This is a genomic window from Bradyrhizobium sp. WSM2254 (assembly GCF_000472645.1).
GTDB classification, from domain to species: domain Bacteria; phylum Pseudomonadota; class Alphaproteobacteria; order Rhizobiales; family Xanthobacteraceae; genus Bradyrhizobium; species Bradyrhizobium niftali.
This window is the reverse complement of record NZ_KI421445.1, coordinates 379964-396334: the sequence shown is the minus strand read 5'-3', so window position 1 is coordinate 396334 and position 16371 is coordinate 379964. Positions and strand designations below refer to the sequence as shown.

The following is a 16371-nucleotide window of genomic DNA, read 5'->3' as shown; positions in this document are numbered from 1 at the left end:
GAAACAGCACCAGCACCGGATAGCCTGGCCGACCGGGACTCCCCTCATCCCGCAAATGGCCGATCAGCTTCTCGAACCGGTACCACTTGACCAGGCCAGCCAGCCGATCCAGCGCCGCATTGGCGCCGGCCCCCTTCGGCATCAGCGCTTCCACAAAGCTCGGCTGTCCCGTCTGCTTAACCGCCATCGCCACCCTCCAAGGCTTTGCCCTAGGGAATCACAATTGACGAATTACGCAACAGGCCCCTTGTGGGAGAGGGCGGCTCCGTTCGTAGATGGGGGCTCGCTTGGGTGAGGGGTCTGTCTCCGCACACGAATCTCGCGAGATGAATTCGCGGAGAGAACCCCTCATCCGGCGCTTCGCGCCACCTTCTCCCACAAGGGGAGAAGGAAGATTTTGACGATTTCGGAATAATGGAAGTGTGCCCCTGTTTTGCCCGACGAGTCAAACGGCGGGGATGCCCGCTGCTGCGCCCTCTCCCCTTGCAGGAGAGGGCAGCGCCGCCGGTAGACACGGACTCACTTGGGTGAGGGGTCTGTCTCCGCCTCGTGGCCTGCCCGCGTAAGCCGTTGATTTTCCAATCCCCGCCTACTGTGCATGGGGTTGATTTCGCACTTTTTGTTTGACGAGGGTCGTCATGCCGGGGAGGCGCTTACGCCGCCGCCGGCAGATCCGGATCGGCGATCGCGCCCGCAACACGCACGCGCACACGCAGCGCGTTGCCGGGCAGATAGGCGATCGGCATGTCCTCGACGTCGACGGTCTTGAGGCTGTCGCGCGCAGCACCTGCCTGGACGGCACGGTCGGCTGCGATATCGCGCGCGGCGGCGATGGCATCCTCGCGGCTGAGATCGCGGAACACCTGGTCGGCCTCGCCGCTGACTTGCGCGATCGCAGCGCCGACCGCATTGGCGCAGTCGCCATGCGGCACGCGCACGATCTCGGAGATGCCGGGAAGGCGATCCGGCACCAGGAAGGCGCCGCCGCCGACCGCGAGCAGCGGCACGTCGCCGGCTTCGGTCTTCATGCGGTCGATGTCCTCTTCCAGCTTGCGCCAGGCATCGCGCAGCGCGCCGTCGATCAAGCGCTTCGGCAACTTGGCGACGCGCGAACGGTCGCCGATGTCGATCAGGCCGGCCGCAACCGCGATGTCGGTGGCGGTGAGGCGCGATCCGCCGAACACCAGCGCGTCCGTCGTCAGGCGGTAGCCGACGCTGAGCGGACCGACGCGGACCGGGTCCTCGTCGACATGGCTGCCGCCGCCGAGCCCGATCGAGAGCAGATCGGGCATCCGGAACAGCGTGCGCACGCCGCCGACCTCGACCACGGCATTGGCCTCGCGCGGGAAGCCGTGACGAAGCTGGCCGATGTCGCTCGTGGTGCCGCCGACGTCGACGACCATGGCATCGTCGAGGCCGGACAGATGCGCGGCGCCGCGCATGGAATTGGTGGCGCCGGAGGCAAAGCTCATCACCGGGAACGCGGTGGCGATCTCGGCCTGCATCACGGTGCCGTCGTTCTGGGTCAGGAACAGCGGCGCATCGATGCCGCTGTCGGCGATCGCCTTGCGGAAGGCCGCAACCGTGGTGACCGCGAGATCGTGCAGGGATGCATTGAGCAGCGCGGCATTCTCGCGCTCCAGAAGACCGATGCGGCCGAGATCGTGCGACAGCGTCACCGCGACGTCAGGACAGATCTCGGCGAGGATCTCCCGCGCCGTGGTCTCGCAGGAGGGATCGAGCGGGGAGAAGCTCGAGCACACCGCGACCGAGCGCAGACCCTTGTCCCTGATTTTTCGCGCGGCCTCCTTCAGCCCGGCGGTGTCGAGCGGCATGAACGGGCGGCCGTCGTAATCGTGGCCGCCCTCCAGCATGAAAATCTCGCCATCAACAAGCGATGCGAGATCGGTGGGCCAGTCGCAGAACGGCGGCAGCGAGGCGCTCGCGGGCATGCCGATGCGGATCGCGCCGATCTTCTGCACGTGACGGCGCTGCACCACCGCGTTGATGAAATGCGTGGTGCCGATCACGACCGCATCGACCTTGATCGCGGCGGCCGGCTCGGCGCGGAGCGCCTTGAGCGCGTCGAGGATGCCGGAAGTCACGTCGGCGGTGGTCGGGCGCTTGACGGAATGGACGACCTTCTCGTCGACGATCAGCACGGCATCCGTGTTGGTGCCGCCGACATCGATGCCAATACGCTTCATGGGATCTTAAGCTCCAGCCTCTGCGGGCGCGAAGAGGGAACGGTAGTCGAGGTCGTAGCCGAAGGCGCGGGGGCCGACGAATTCGAGGCCTCGGGGACTCGTCAGCACGGCCGGCGCCGGCAGGGCCACGACGGTGACACGCTGGCCGTAGCGCACGGTCTCGGTGCCGACGCCGTGGCCGTTGACGCTGTCGAGCACGCAGATCAGATCGGGCGATGTCGCGATAGCCTTCTCGCCACGCCAGGCCACGATCCATTCGTTCTGGAACGAGAGCACCAGCTTGTTGCCGCGGTCGGCGTCGCTGCCCTCGATCATGGCCGAACCACGCAAAAATCCTTCCGTCGTGCGCCGCGCCACGTCGATGATCTTGCCGGTGAACAGCTTCTTGCCGCCTTCGGTGGCCAGCAGCGCGGCGATCGGATCCTCGTGACGACGATTTGCCTCCTGCACGGCGCGGCCGATGCCGATCGCCTTGGTGGTGGTGAAGTGGATGCCCCAGTCCTTCACCTCGCGCCCCGTGCGCGGCGCCTTGCTGGTGGAGGCGATCGAGCCCATCTCGACGCAGATCTTGCGGCTGGCCCGCTCCATCCACTTCCAGCTCGGCACCTTGGTGACGACGGCCTCGATGCCGCGCGGATCGTAGAGGGTGCAGGGATAGGGACGCAGGTCGCCGATCGCGACCGAGGTCATCTGCGCCTCCGGGAAGGCGCGGCCCATGCAGTCGGCGTCGACCACGGGGATGCCGAGATGGGCGGCCGCCATCAGCGCCTGCACGCCGTTGCCGCCGCCGATCTCGACCGACATCACGGCGCGGAACTTGATGCCGTTGATCTCCTCCTGCATGCGCACGGCGCGCGCGATGTTGCGGCTGTCGGCGAGGCGCTCCTGTCCGACCAGCGGCGCACCCATGTTGGAGACCACCGCCACCCAGTCCTCGTCGTCGAGGCCGAGCGGTGACATCAACTGCACGCGGTGCCCTTCGGCGTAGAGCCGGCGCAGATTGAGCAGGCCGAGATAGGGGCTGCCACCGCCGCCGGTGCCGAGGATCCAGGCGCCGACCGCAAGCGCCTCGATCTCCTCGAGGCTGATCGTCTTCAATTCCACCTTGCTCACGAGACCAGCTCCTCGACGATACGGGCCGCGGCGGCAATGCCGAGGATCACGGGGCCGGGATAGGCCGTGCGCACACGCGCCTTGTTGGCGCTGGTGTAGCTGATGCAATCCATCACCACGAGATCGGGCTCGAGGTCCGCCATCGTGCGTGCGGCTTCGTCGACGACGGCGTCGCTCGAGCCGGGACGCAGCGTGATGCCGACGACTTCGACGCCTTCGCGCTGCCATTTCTTGTCGATCAGCATGGTCTGTTCAGGCAGCGGCGAGAACACGCCGAGCCGGCCCTTCGGCAGCACGGCCTCGACGAGATTATGCAGGATGGCCGAGGGCAGGATGACGAGGCCGTCGGCCGCGAGATTGGGGAATTTGCCGGTGCACGCCATCAGCGTCACGCCGACGCCCTCGTGCTTGAAGCGGGTGATCTGCTGGCTCGCGCGGCGCTCGACTTCCTTCTTGCTGATGGTGACGCCGTCGCCGTTCGGCAGCAGCGTGAACAGCGTGTCGTAGCCGTCCATCGGCGGGATCGCGTCGATCTCGGCGCGGCTCATGCCGTCGAGCGCGCCGCGCAGCTCGATCTCGATGCCCGGCGACAGCACGGCGGCGATTTCCGATGCGACGGTCGGGCGCGGACTCTGGCCGATCACGACCACCCCGATGCGCTGGTGCTTCAATGGCATGTTCATGTCTAGTCCTTCAAGACGACGAGATCGGCCGGCGTCCAGTCGAGCGTGACACCGTTGCCGGGAACGAACAGGCGGCTCGTGCCTGCATTGGGCTGTTGCACGAGGACGCGATGGCCGCCATCGAGCGTGATGCGGTAGAGCACGGCGCCGCCGAGGAAGTTGGTGTTCTCGACGATGCCGTGGGCGGAGCTGCCGGCTGCGGTGGCGGCGTCAGCGCGCGGGATGAGACGAATCTTTTCGGGACGCAGCGCCACCGAGAGAACGCCGGTGCCTTGCGCCTCGGTGGGCGGCAGCGCCAGGATCAGGCCCTTGCCGACGTCGAGCGCCGAGGCAATGGTGCTTGTCGTCGTGCGTTCGCCGCGAAAGATGTTGGTGTCGCCGATGAAGTCGGCGACAAAGCGCGTCGTAGGCTGGTTGTAGATCTCCGTCGGCGTGCCGACCTGCTCGACGCGGCCGCCGTTCATCACGGCGATACGGTCGGACATCGCCAGCGCCTCTTCCTGGTCGTGGGTGACGAAGACGAGGGTCAGGCCGAGCTTCTTCTGGAGCTGCTTGAGCTCGAACTGCATCTGCTGGCGCAGCTTCTTGTCGAGCGCGCCGAGCGGCTCGTCGCAGAGCAGGACGCGCGGCGCGATCACGATGGCGCGGGCGAGCGCCACGCGCTGCTGCTGGCCGCCGGAGAGCTGGGCGGGTCGTCGGTCCTCGAGGCCGGACAGCTCGACCATGGCCAGCGCCGCCTTCACCTTGGCTGCGATGGTCGCTTTGTCGAGCCCGCGCATGCGCAGGCCGAAGGCGACGTTCTCGGCGACGGTGCGATGGGGAAACAGCGCGTAGTTCTGGAACACCATGCCCATGTCGCGCTTGTGCGCGGGCACATGGGTGATGTCGGCGCCGTCGACGCGGATCGCGCCCGCGCTCGGCGTCTCGAAGCCGGCAATCATGCGCAGCGTCGTGGTCTTGCCGCAGCCGGACGGGCCGAGCAGGGAGAAGAACTCGCCCTGCCGGATGTCCATGGCGACCGCGTCCACCGCGCGGACGCCGCCGTCATAGACCTTGCTGACGCCGGCGATCTCGATCGATGCGCTCATGCGCGGAAGATCCGGTTGACACGCTGGTCGATCTCGTCCTTGCGCTCGTTGTACCACTTCCAGTCGACCTGGATCAGCTTCGAGACCTTTTCCGGCGTGGTGAGCAGCTTGGCGTCGTACTTGGCGTCGAGCTTCACCTTCTTGTTGGCCGGCGAGTACCACACGGTTTCCGCAAGGCGCTTCTGCACCTCGGGGCGGAGCATGTAGTTGACATAGGCGTTGGCGAGCTCCTTCATCTTGCTGCCGGGGGTGATGGTCAGGACCTGCTCGAGCGACAGCACGCCTTCGCTCGGCGAGACGAAGTCGGTCGGCTGGTTCTGCCCGTCATAGCGGTAGATGCCGGAATCGTGGATGACGCAGAGGCCGACTTCGCCCGACAGCAGCATCTTCTCCATCGCGCCGGTGAAATCGACGATCTTGATCGGCTTGAGCTTCTCCAGTGCGGTGTAGGCCGCATCGAGATCGGTCTGTCCCTTGCCAAACAACGTGCCGCACATCATCAGGAAGGCCTGGCCGAGGCTGTTGACGGGAATGACGTAGCCGCCGCGGACGCCGTTGTATTTCGCGTCCCACAGCTCCTTCCACGAGGTGATGCTGCCATAGCCCTTGTCGGTGCGCAGGCCGAGTCCGATGGCGCTGGTGAAGATCGAGACGCCGACGATCTTGTCGCTGACGGCATAGGGATAGACGTCGGCGAGGTTCGGCACGAGCTTGGGATCGATCTTCGGCTCGACGAGGCCCATCTCGGCCGCCGCCCACTGCTCGTTGGAATTGGTGTGCAGTACGTCGTAGATCGGCGCGGAGCGCGAGCTCGCCTGAAGCTTCGGCAGATAAGGGAACGCGGAGTCGATCTGGAGCTTGCACTTGAACTCGCTCTCGAAGGCGGGGCCGATCTCGGCCTTCATGATCTCGCCCCACTTGCCGCCCCAGCCGGTAATGCGCAGCGTCGGATCGTCGGCGCGCGCGACGTAGGGCGCGGCAATCGTGCCGATGCCGAGCGAGGCGCTCGCGGTCAGAAAGCGGCGGCGGCTGAGCCGTGAGGATCCCAGAGCTTTCATCATGTCTCGATTCCTTCGGTACAATGAGCGGTTACAATTTGACGTAGGAGCGCAGGCCGACCGTGCGGTCGAGCCCGATGACGACGACAAAGGCGAGGACGATCGAGACCACGGAAGCAGCCCCAATCGTGCCGTCCAGATCGAACTTGAGATAGTTGAACAGCGTGACCGGCAGCGTCTCGTTGCCCGGCGAGACCAGGAACAGCGACACCGGAAACTGGTCGAAGGAGACGATGAAGGCGAAGATCGCGCCTGCCAGCACGCCCGGCTTGATCAGCGGCAGCGTCACCTCGAAGAAGGTGCGCAGGGGACTTGCGCCGAGGTTCTGTGCCGCTTCCTCCAGACGCGTGTCGAAATTGTGCAGCACGGCGAGCGTGGTGCGCACGACGTAAGGCAGCGTCACCAGCGTGTGGCCGGCGACGAGGCCCCAGGTCGGACGCCCCACATCGAGCAGCACATAGGTCTGGAACAGCGCAAGGCCGGTCAGGATCGCCGGCAGCATCAGGGGGGACAGCATCGTCGCCACGATCAGCCGCGTGCCCGGCAGATTGCCGCGCGCAAGCGCGAGCGCCGCGGAGGCGCCGAGGAACGTTGCCGCTATGGTGGTGAGGACCGCGACTTCGAGGCTGAAGCCGAGCGCATGCATGAAGTCGCGCGATGCGAAGAACTTCTCGAACCAGCGCAAGGACACGCCGACCGGCGGAAACTGGATGAAGGGCGTCGGGTTCAGGGCGAACACGACGACGATCGCGATCGGTGCCAGCAGGAAGACCAGGATGGCGATGTTGACGGCGAGATAGAGATAGCGGCCGTAATGCCTGACGCTTCCCGCCGTCCGCGCGGGAGCCGCCTGCCGGGCCGCCGCGAGGGGTGGGCTGTGCGAGGCGGTGGTTTGCATCGTCGGCCTCACTGCAATTCGCGCTGGCCGGAGACGAGGCCGAGCGCGCGGTTGTAGGCGACGACGAGCCCGAGCGAGAGCATCAGCAGGACGATGCCGAGTGCGGCGGCGAAGCCGACGTTGAAGTTCGCGGAGATCTGCTGGTAGATCAGGATCGGCAGCGTCATGATCTGGAAGCCGCCGAGCAGGATCGGCGTGACATAGGCGCTGATCGCCAGCGCGAAGACCAGCAGCGAGCCGGCGAGAATGCCGGGCAGACTCAAGGGTAGCGTCACCTCAAGGAAGGCGCGCAAGGGGCTTGCGCCGAGATTTTCCGCGGCCTGCTCCAGCCGCTCGTCGATACGGCCGATCACGCCGGTCAGCGTCAGCACCATGAAGGGCACGTAGATGTGGACGAGGCCGACCACGATGCCGGTCTCGGTGTACATCAGCTTCAGGGGCTGAGAGATGACGCCGAGCGACATCAGGGTCTGATTGACGACGCCCTTGTCGGACAGCAGCGTCATCCAGGCGAAGGTGCGCACCACGATGCCGGTCAGCATCGGCGCCAGCACCGCCATCAGCAGCAGCGCGTGCCCGGTGCGGCTCTTGATGCGCGCCATCCAGTGCGCCAGCGGATAGCCGATCGCGAGCGCGACCAGCGTGGTCACGAGTCCGATCCGGATCGTGGTCCAGATCACCTCGAGATAAAAGGGATCGTCGATCATGCGGGCGTAGTGACGCGTGGTGAAGGCGACCTTCGGCGCCACCACCGGATTGCCGGTGAGCACGCTCATCAGCGCCATCAGCCCGATCGGCAGGAAGAAGAAGAGGGCAAACAGCAGCGCGCTCGGCAGAATGAAGAGCGCAAGGCCGTTGGGACGCGTGGTCGCGGCGCTGCTCATCGCGACCCCGTCTGAACGCGCGCTGTATCCTGATCGAGCGGATCGCCGGTCATGCGCCGCAGTTTTGCGGCCATCGCCGCCAGCTCACGGCGGACATTGGCGCGCTCGGCGGCGGTGGTCGCCTGTACCGAGTAGGACACCGCGATTCCGATCATCTCGCCGGTTTCGCCACTCTTCAGCGCAAAACCTTGCGAGCCCACGCCTTCGATCGATTCATCGGCGGCCTCGGACACGCCGGTGCGGCGGATCTCGTCCATGCGCGCCATCAGCTGCTTGAAGTTCTGCGGCGAGTTGCGCGGCAGCTTTGGATAGGTCGCGGGCACGCGCGCGCGAATGTCCTCGTCGGTGAGGCGGGCGAGCATGGCGCGGCCGTTGGAGGTGGCGAGCGCCGGCGTGCGCTGGCCGGGCGGATTGACGACGCGCAGGGGATTCGAGCCCGGCACGATCCTGAGCACGACCTGCTCGTAGCCGTCGAGCACGGCGATGTAGCCGGTGTGGCCGGTGCGGGCGCAGACCTCGCGCAGCTCGCGCTCGGCTATGCTGATGAGATCGTCATGGGCGCGGTGCAGCCGGCCGAGCTCGAAGGTGAGCAGACCCGGCCGGTAGCGGCGGGTGTGCGGGTCCTGCTCGAGCAGGCCGCAGTCGCGCAAGGACCGCAGCAGCCGCGAGGTCGAGCTCTTCGGCTTGCCCGTCAGTGCCATCACATCCGCGAACGACAGATCCGGCCGCGCGCTGGAAAAGCAGCGCAGGATCTCGATCGCGTTGGTGAGGGCGCTCATGAAGGTCGGTCCAAGGTAGTTCCAAATTTCGGAACCTTGTCCCAAATTCTAAGCATGGCGCGGAAACGGGCAAGCGGAAATTTCCGGCAGGGTGGTGCCCGATTGCGCAGATGCAGCGGAAGGTCGCTCGCCGGTTCGAAACGGCGCACCACGGATGGGCGGTGCGCCGCTTTGGGATCAGGCCGCTTCCGCGGCGACGTTGCCGATCCAGTCGCGAGCAAGTGTTACATCGGCTTGCGACAATTGATGGCCCGCCGGCAGGACCTTGTGCGTCACGCCGGCACCTGCCTGCGACAGCAGCGCAGCGAGCCGTGCCGAGTTGCTCGCGGGCACGATCGGATCGGCCTGCCCGGACAGGAGCAGGACCGGCTTGCCGTCGAGCTCCGCCTTGGGCGGATCCGACAGCGGCACCATGGCGCGCAGCAGGATCGCGCCTGCCAGCACGTCCGGTTTTAGCAGCAGCAGCGCGGCTGCGATGTTGGCGCCGTTGGAGAAGCCGACCGCAACCGGCGCGGCGATGCCGTAGCGCTGCCGCGCCTCGCTGACGAAGTCGCCGAGCTCGCGCGCGCGCCGGCGCACGTCGTCCTCGTCGAACACCCCTTCAGCGAGGCGGCGGAAGAAGCGCGGCATGCCGTGCTCGAGCACGCTGCCGCGCGGCGAGAGCAGGGCCGAGCCGGGCGAGATCATCTTGCCGAGCCCAAGCAGGTCGTTCTCGTCGCCGCCGGTGCCGTGCAGCAGCAGGAGCGGGGCCGAGCCCGCGCTGGTCGCGGGCTCGAAACGATGGATGAATGCACTCTCGGTCATGACACGCTTTCTTCCAGGCTCGGCAGTACGCCTTCGATCTGCTTGCGGTGTTGTTCGAGGAAGCTCGGCAGCTTCAAGTCGCGTCCCAGCGTCGCCACGGGTTCGTCGACGGCGAAGCCGGGGATGTCGGTCGCGATCTCGAACAGCACGCCGCCGGGCTCGCGGAAGTAGATCGAGCGGAAGTAGTTGCGGTCCCTCTGCTCGGTCGGGTGCAGGCCGTGATTGCTAACCAGCTTTTGCGCCATCTGACCCTGCTCGGCGTCATCGGCCGCGCGGAAGGCGATGTGGTGCACGGAGCCGCCGCCCTGATGTCCGCGCAAAAAGCCCTTGGCCTCATAGATGTCGACGACGCTGCCCTCGGCATCGCCCGGCGCCTTGAAGCGGATCACCGAGCCCTCGCGCCCCGTCTCCTTGAAGCCGAACACGTCGGTGAGGATGGCCGCCGTCTTCGCCGCGCTGTCGAGCAGCAACGTCACGCCGTGGAAGCCGCGGATCGCATGCTCGGCCGGTACGTCGCCATTGCTCCAGCCCGGCTCGTTCTCGGCACCGGGAATGCCGACCAGCGCGAGCGCCATGCCATCGGGGTCGGTGAACGGCAGCACGGACTCGCCGAAGCGCTTCTCCAGCGCCTCATAGGCAATGCCCTTCTCGGTGAAGCGCTGCGTCCAGTAGCCGAGCGAGCGCTGCGGCACGCGGAAGGCGGTCTGATGGGTCTCGCCGACGCCGCGGCGCCCGGCCGGCACGCCGGCCCAGGGGAAGAAGGTCAGGATGGTGCCGGGGCGGCCGGTCTCGTCGCCATAATAGAAGTGATAGGTGCCGGGATCGTCGAAATTGACCGTCTTCTTGACGAAGCGCAGGCCGAGATCCCTGGTGTAGAAGCCGAAGTTCCTGATGGGGTCGCCGGCGATCGCGGTGACGTGGTGCAGTCCAGACATTGTCGTCCTCCAAATGCGGGGAGCGGTCTTGCTCTGGCCGGAAATATCGTTCCGCTTTGGATTGGAGACAATCCATGCAAATATGACGTCTATGTCTACGATTTGGAAACAATCGCTGGAGCGGGCGCTTGGATAAGGTCGCCAGCCTCCGGGCCTTCGTGAAGGTGGTCGAAAGCGGCAGCTTTGCCGAGGCGGGCCGTCAGCTACGGCTGTCGCGCTCGGCGATCAGCAAATACATCGCCGACCTCGAGGAGAGCCTCGGCGTCCAGCTCCTGAACCGGACCACCCGCCACGCGAGCCCGACCGAGAACGGCCAGCGCTATTTCGAGCGCGCGGTCGTCATTCTCTCGGAGATCGAGGCGGCCGACCAGGCGGTGGCGCAGCTCCAGTCGGCACCGCGGGGACTGTTGCGCGTCAACGCGCCGATGTCGTTCGGCACCATGCGGCTCGGGCCGGGGCTGGCCGATTTCATGGTGCGATATCCGGAGCTTCAGCTTCAGATCGTGCTCAGCGACGATCTGCTCGATCCCGTACAGGATGGTTTTGACGTGACGCTGCGGATCGCGGAGCTGGAATCTTCCAGCCTGATCGCGCGCAAGATCATGCCGGTGGCGCGCATGATCTGCGCTTCGCCCGACTATCTGGCGCGTCACGGCACACCGAAGCATCCGCAGGACCTGCGCGAGCATGCGTCGCTGACCTACGGCTTCCTGCTCACCGGCAATCAGTGGAAGCTCACCGGCGCCGACGGCGATCACTGGATCCAGCCGGCCTGGTCGCTCTGCGTCAACAATGCCGAGGTGCTGCGCGATGTCGCGATCAAGGGCAGGGGGCTGGCGCTGCTACCCGAGTTCATCGCCGCTGATGCCTTGCAGAAGGGCGAGCTGCGAACGGTGCTGGATGATTATTCGGCGCCGCCGCTCGCGCTCTATGCGGTCTATCCGCCGACGCGGCATCTGTCGGTGAAGGTGCGGCTGTTCATCGACTTCCTGGTCGAGCGTTTTGGCCGCGAGGAGGGGACAGGTGGCGGGCGCAGACGTGCGGAGGCTCGGTCGTGAAGGCATGAATCTGCCGGGCTACGGTGCGGTGGGCGGCATGAGTTCTATTCATTCGTCAACGTTGGTGACAGTAATTCCTCGAAAAAGCTCTTCCGCGAACGATTGGAAGAAGTCCGGCGACCAGCAAAGACCATGAGGATTGTGTCTTTGCTGAGAGTCCCCGCGCTGTGGCTGGATACGATTATACCGTAACGGAAACCTGAACTTTCTTCCCGTCGCTTGGGACTCATATTTGCGTCCCGACTTTGCGCCTTAGGACAGAGTGCTTCAGCTGCTGCCGGGGCGTTGCCAAGGGCTCTCTTCCGTGCCACCGCGAAGAGCCGGGGCATGACGAGTAGCTCGCCAGCACTTCTCAACTTGATTTCAACAAGCGCAGGAGGAAGCTATGCGGAAGTCTCTCACCTTTTTCCTTTCTGGCGTGATATTGGCCGTCGCGGCGTCAACAGCCGTAGCCGGTGAGCGGGTGCTCGAGTTCAAGCTGGTTACGAAGCCGATCGACCTCAAGGTCATAGAGGCCGCAAACGTCGAAGGACAGACGGTTGTGACTGGCAAGTTCTTTGGTGTCGCCGTATTCAACGATGGCCGTATCGGAGTGAAAGAGTTCGTCAATGCTTCGGACCTGCTCAAAGGTTCGGGCCCCTTCTTCGGCTATAGCACCTACACGTTCGAGGAAGGCTCGATTACGGCGCGCTACACCGGTTCGGCCAAAGACGGCAAATCGACGGGCGAATACACAATCCTGTCGGGCACAGGTGCCTATGCGAACGCCACGGGCACGGGAACAATCGAAAGCGCTCCGAACCCATTCAAGGGCGTCAACCTGTTGAACATAAAGCTCGTCGTTAAAACTCCGGGCTCGTGACAGCTGTACACAGGTCCCGCATAAAGGAGTTGATCCCTTGTGTGGCGCGTTGGCCCGGCCGGAAGCATATCGCCGGCCGGCAAAGTTCGAAGAGCTCCAATCTGGGCAAATCTAACTGACCGAACCTTGTTCGGCGGGCTGAAGCAGATCGTCCAGCGCGCGCATCGACGCCTGCTGAAGCTCGGCGAGTTCGCGCGCAGCATTTTGGTGCTCAGGCGATGACATCGCGGGCGCCGCCAGCTCGACGTCGCGGCAGCGATCGAACAGGCGGACGAGCCCGAGCGCGCTCGCCGCGCTGCCGAGCTGGTGCGCAGATCGTGCGAGCTGCGCGTGATCGCTGGCCGCCGCAGCCTTGGCGACGTCGTCGATCAATCTTGCGCTGGTCTCGCCCAGCAGATGGCGGAGCTTTTCGATTTGCGCAGGCCCGAGCAGCTCCCGCTGATCGTCGAGGAAGTGCCGGTCGATCAATCCGTCTGCGGCAAGTTGCGATGCTTCCGGCGCGTCCCAGGGATCGTCCTCGATCGCCTCGCGCAGCGCATTGATCAGGATCGGCTTGCTGACGACCTTGGCGATCCCGGCGTCCGCGAGCCGCTCGCGGGCGCTGCCCGACACGTCGGCCGTCACGGCGATGATGCGCGGCATCGTCGGCAGACCCAGCTTGCCGATCTGCGATGCCGCCTCCACGCCGTCCATGTCAGGCATGTGCAGATCCATCAGGATGACGTCGAACGCTTGATCGCGGGCGAGCTCTATGGCCGACGCGCCGTTCCTGGCGATCGTGGGGCGATGGCCGAGCCGGTTCAGGATCGCTTCGCCGACCTCGCAATTGACGGGATCGTCGTCGACCAGCAGCACGCTGAGCCGCCGCGACGGCGGCAGGACCGTACCTTGCGCGATACCGCTCGCGGCGCGGCCAAGCGGCACCTGTAGCGTGAACGTGCTGCCCGCGCCCGGCGTGCTCTCCACCGTCAGCTCGCCGCGCATCAGGCGCGTCAGTCGCCGCGCGATCGCGAGGCCGAGGCCGGTGCCGCCGAACCGCCGCGCGATGCTGTCGTCCGCCTGGACGAAATCCTCGAAGATCCGCTCATGCATGTCGGGCGGGATGCCGATCCCGGTATCGCGAATCGTGATGCGCAGCAGGACGTGATCGTCGTTCTGCTCGGCAACCGCCTTCAGGCCGATCCCGCCGCGCGGGGTGAACTTGATGGCATTGCCGATCAAATTGAGTAGGATGCGATTGAGCCTGACAGGATCGCCGTGCACGGAGGTGTTGACCGTCGCATCGCTGGCAAGATCGAACGTCAGTCCCTTGTCGAAGGCCTGCGGGCGCATCAGATCGGCGGCGGCCTCGATGAGCTGGTCGAGACGGAAGTCGCGTGTCTCCAGCGTTTCGGCGCTGGCTTCCAGGCGGGCATATTCCAGGATCGCATCGACCAGCGCGATCAGCGTTTCGCTCGATGCGGCGGCGGTGGCGAGGTGGCGGCGCTGCGCTTCGCCGAGGCTGCCGTCGTCCAGCAGTTGCAGCACGCCCATGACGCCGTTCAGCGGCGTGCGCAGCTCGTGGCTGACGACCGCGAGGAAGCGCGACTTGGTCTCGTTGGCCTGGACGGCAATGCTGCGCGCACGCTCGGCCGCGTCATGCTCGGCGAGGGCGTGGTCGCGCGCCTTCTCGAGCTCGGAGGTTCGCTCGATGACCTTGCGCTCGAGCGTCGCGTAGGATTCGCGCAAATGCGCGGCCATCCGGTTGAACTGGTCGCCGAGCGCTTCCAGCTCGTCGCCGGTCTTGATCGCGAGCCGCAGGCCGAGATCGCCGCTGCCGATCCGGCGCGCGCCCTGCGTCAGGATCTGGATCGGCACGGTCATGCGCCGGCTGAGAAAGAGCGAGACCAGCACCGCGCAGGCGAGCAGAACGACGAGGAGAAACGTCGAGCGGCCGATCGACGCGTAGATCGGCGCATAGGCTTCGGTGAGCGGAAGCTCGACGAACACCACCCAGCCGAGCGAGGGCACCGTCGCATAGGTCGACAGCACGCGTTGACCGGACAGATCTTCCTTGATCAGGCCGCCTGACGGTGGCCCGACGCCATCGAGTGCGGCGCGAACGTCGGCATGTCCCGAAAGATCGCTGCGGCGTAGCGCCGGCCACAGATCCGGATGTGCGATCAACAGCCCCAAGCGGTCGACCACATAGGCCTTGCCGGTATTGCCGACCCTGATCCCCGCGACGAGGTCCCAGATGAAGCGCAGATTGACTTCGGCGACGATCACATTGGGACCGCGGCCAACGCCGCGCGCGGCGATCGTCATGAACGGCTCGGTGTCGCCGAAGAAGTATACCGGCCCGTAATAGGTCCGGCTTTCGTTGGCGCCACGGAAGGCGGGCGAAGCGGAGAGGTCGATCCTGCTGCCGATACGGTCCGCGACGCGGCGCGACACGCGCACCTGCTCGCGACCTTGCGCGTCGAGCTCGGCGATTTCAGCGATCGCGGGCGAGAGGCGCAGGAGGCGGATCGCGTTCAGGCGCTCGTCCTCGTTCGTCGACAGCTCCGGGGGCAGGCGGGAGAGCCATCTGATCTGGTTTTCGATCTGGCCGATGAACTGGCCGATCTGAATGGCCGCCGACGCTGCCTGCTCGCGCTGGGTTGCCGCGAGGAGCTGCTTCTGCTCGCGATAGGAGAACCAGACGTCGAAGCCGGTGTTGATGGCGAGCGCGGCAAAGGCGAGGGCGACGATCGAGTAGAGATATTTGCGGAACAGCCGGCCGGGAGGCGTCCGCAAATGTCCCTGGTCGATCGTCTCGTTCACTCGCGGATCTCGTCGGCGCGTGCGAGCAGCGTGAATGGTATGGTCAAGCCGAGCGTTCGGGCAACCGTGCGGTTGATCAGCAATTCGTATTTCCGCGGCGATTGCACCGGCAGATCGCCGGCCTTGGTGCCGCGCAGGATGAGATCGACATAGTCGGCCGAACGGACTTCCAGCGTCGGCCCGTAGCTCATCAGCCCGCCTGCATCCATGAAATAGTGGAAGGGATAGATCGTCGGTACGCGATACTTGGCGGCTGCCGCGACGATCGCCTGCCGGTTGACCACCAGAAAGCTGTCGACGAGGGCGATCATCGCCGCCTTGGGCGGTTCGGAGAAGCGGCTGACGGCTTCGTCGATCTCCGTTGGCGCGCCGACGGGGGTGGGGGCAACGGACACCCCGGATGTCGCAGCTTCTTGCTCGATCGAATCGAGAAAGAAGCGCCCCGCACGAGGCGTGGTCGCCGGGTTGAACAGGACACCGACGCGAGCAACATCCGGTACGGCCTCCCGGACGAGCTGAAGCCATTTGCCGCCCATCTCGGCGGTGCTGCTGGTGAAGCCGGTGACGTTGCCACCGGGGTGCGCAAGGCTTTCGACGAAGCCGTTGCCAACAGGATCGTTGGCGGTCGCGAAGACGATCGGAATGGACTTGGTGGCTGCAAGGACCGCTGCGGTTTCGATCGTCGACCCCGTCAGGATCACGTCCGGCTTGAGCTCCAGCAGCTCCTGAATCGCCGCCTTCAGTTTGTCCGGTGGGCCGAAGGTCGAACGGAGTTCGAGGCGGAAATTGACGCCTTCGACCCAGCCTCGCTGCCTGAGCCCGACGATGAGACCACCCAGGCGCGAGGTCGGGCTGTCGGTCATGCTCCTTCTGGTCAGTTCGTCGTCGAGCGACAATGCCGTCAGCGATGCGACGACCCGCATGCGATCAGGTGTTGCGCCGAGCGCGAGCCATCCCGCAGCGGTTGCTCCCGCAAGGCGAATGAACCCGCGGCGATCGACCGCGAAAGGCCGTTCGTTCATGAAATTCTTTGCATGATGCTTGCCCCAGGGCGGATGCTTAGCGCGAACGGCCGGCAACCACAATTGATGAAAAAATGCGCTTGTGAATGTTCATTCGCAGCGTTTGGCAACCCGATACCGTATTCCTACGCCGCTGAGGAGTCGCTGGTTCGAGCCTTGTCTGCTCCGTGATGTT

The 16371-nt window shown here is 65.6% G+C and carries 14 protein-coding genes and 1 pseudogene; 2 read left to right on the top strand and 13 right to left on the bottom strand.

Annotated features, from left to right (window positions below; translation table 11 throughout):
• The 11 genes and pseudogenes from A3M7_RS0140680 to A3M7_RS0140630 form a co-directional block, all read right to left on the bottom strand.
• A pseudogene (locus tag A3M7_RS0140680) lies at window positions 1-187 on the bottom strand (IS5/IS1182 family transposase); the annotation flags it as partial.
• Between the two features lie 466 nt (window positions 188-653).
• Window positions 654-2207, bottom strand: coding sequence for a hydantoinase/oxoprolinase N-terminal domain-containing protein (locus A3M7_RS0140675; RefSeq protein ID WP_027549046.1), 1554 nt, complete (start codon window positions 2205-2207; stop codon window positions 654-656).
• Window positions 2208-2213: 6 nt separating this feature from the next.
• Window positions 2214-3320: a DUF917 domain-containing protein gene (locus tag A3M7_RS0140670; protein WP_027549045.1), complete on the bottom strand. Its 1107-nt coding sequence runs from the start codon at window positions 3318-3320 to the stop codon at window positions 2214-2216.
• Window positions 3317-4003 carry an AroM family protein gene (locus tag A3M7_RS0140665; RefSeq protein ID WP_027549044.1) on the bottom strand — a complete coding sequence of 229 codons (687 nt, stop codon included), beginning with the start codon at window positions 4001-4003 and terminating at the stop codon, window positions 3317-3319. The genes A3M7_RS0140670 and A3M7_RS0140665 overlap by 4 nt, the downstream gene beginning before the upstream one ends.
• 2 nt (window positions 4004-4005) lie before the next feature.
• Window positions 4006-5091 (bottom strand): ABC transporter ATP-binding protein, encoded by a 1086-nt coding sequence (locus A3M7_RS0140660; protein ID WP_027549043.1) that lies wholly within the window; start codon window positions 5089-5091, stop codon window positions 4006-4008.
• Window positions 5088-6152, bottom strand: coding sequence for an extracellular solute-binding protein (locus tag A3M7_RS0140655; protein ID WP_027549042.1), 1065 nt, complete (start codon window positions 6150-6152; stop codon window positions 5088-5090). The genes A3M7_RS0140660 and A3M7_RS0140655 overlap by 4 nt, the downstream gene beginning before the upstream one ends.
• 28 nt (window positions 6153-6180) lie before the next feature.
• Window positions 6181-7047: an ABC transporter permease gene (locus A3M7_RS0140650; protein ID WP_049824000.1), complete on the bottom strand. Its 867-nt coding sequence runs from the start codon at window positions 7045-7047 to the stop codon at window positions 6181-6183.
• Window positions 7048-7055: 8 nt separating this feature from the next.
• Window positions 7056-7931: an ABC transporter permease gene (locus A3M7_RS0140645; protein ID WP_027549040.1), complete on the bottom strand. Its 876-nt coding sequence runs from the start codon at window positions 7929-7931 to the stop codon at window positions 7056-7058.
• Window positions 7928-8710: an IclR family transcriptional regulator gene (locus A3M7_RS0140640; RefSeq protein ID WP_027549039.1), complete on the bottom strand. Its 783-nt coding sequence runs from the start codon at window positions 8708-8710 to the stop codon at window positions 7928-7930. Before A3M7_RS0140640 ends, A3M7_RS0140645 begins: the two co-directional genes overlap by 4 nt.
• Window positions 8711-8887: 177 nt before the next feature.
• Window positions 8888-9514 carry an alpha/beta hydrolase gene (locus A3M7_RS0140635; RefSeq protein WP_027549038.1) on the bottom strand — a complete coding sequence of 209 codons (627 nt, stop codon included), beginning with the start codon at window positions 9512-9514 and terminating at the stop codon, window positions 8888-8890.
• Complete coding sequence (locus tag A3M7_RS0140630) at window positions 9511-10449, bottom strand: ring-cleaving dioxygenase (protein WP_027549037.1); 939 nt, start codon at window positions 10447-10449, stop codon at window positions 9511-9513. Before A3M7_RS0140630 ends, A3M7_RS0140635 begins: the two co-directional genes overlap by 4 nt.
• Window positions 10450-10577: 128 nt before the next feature.
• Here A3M7_RS0140630 and A3M7_RS45710 point away from each other — a divergent pair, with 128 nt between their 5' ends.
• Window positions 10578-11507, top strand: coding sequence for a LysR family transcriptional regulator (locus A3M7_RS45710; protein ID WP_049823999.1), 930 nt, complete (start codon window positions 10578-10580; stop codon window positions 11505-11507).
• Window positions 11508-11892: 385 nt separating this feature from the next.
• Entirely contained in the window at window positions 11893-12369 is a 477-nt protein-coding gene (locus A3M7_RS0140620) for a hypothetical protein (RefSeq protein ID WP_027549036.1), read from the top strand.
• Window positions 12370-12480: 111 nt separating this feature from the next.
• Here the strand turns inward: A3M7_RS0140620 and A3M7_RS0140615 are convergent, their stop codons facing one another.
• On the bottom strand, window positions 12481-15174 hold the full coding sequence (locus A3M7_RS0140615) for a hybrid sensor histidine kinase/response regulator (protein WP_027549035.1): 2694 nt from the start codon (window positions 15172-15174) through the stop codon (window positions 12481-12483).
• Window positions 15171-16196 carry an ABC transporter substrate-binding protein gene (locus A3M7_RS0140610; RefSeq protein WP_027549034.1) on the bottom strand — a complete coding sequence of 342 codons (1026 nt, stop codon included), beginning with the start codon at window positions 16194-16196 and terminating at the stop codon, window positions 15171-15173. Before A3M7_RS0140610 ends, A3M7_RS0140615 begins: the two co-directional genes overlap by 4 nt.
• Window positions 16197-16371: the final 175 nt, after the last annotated feature.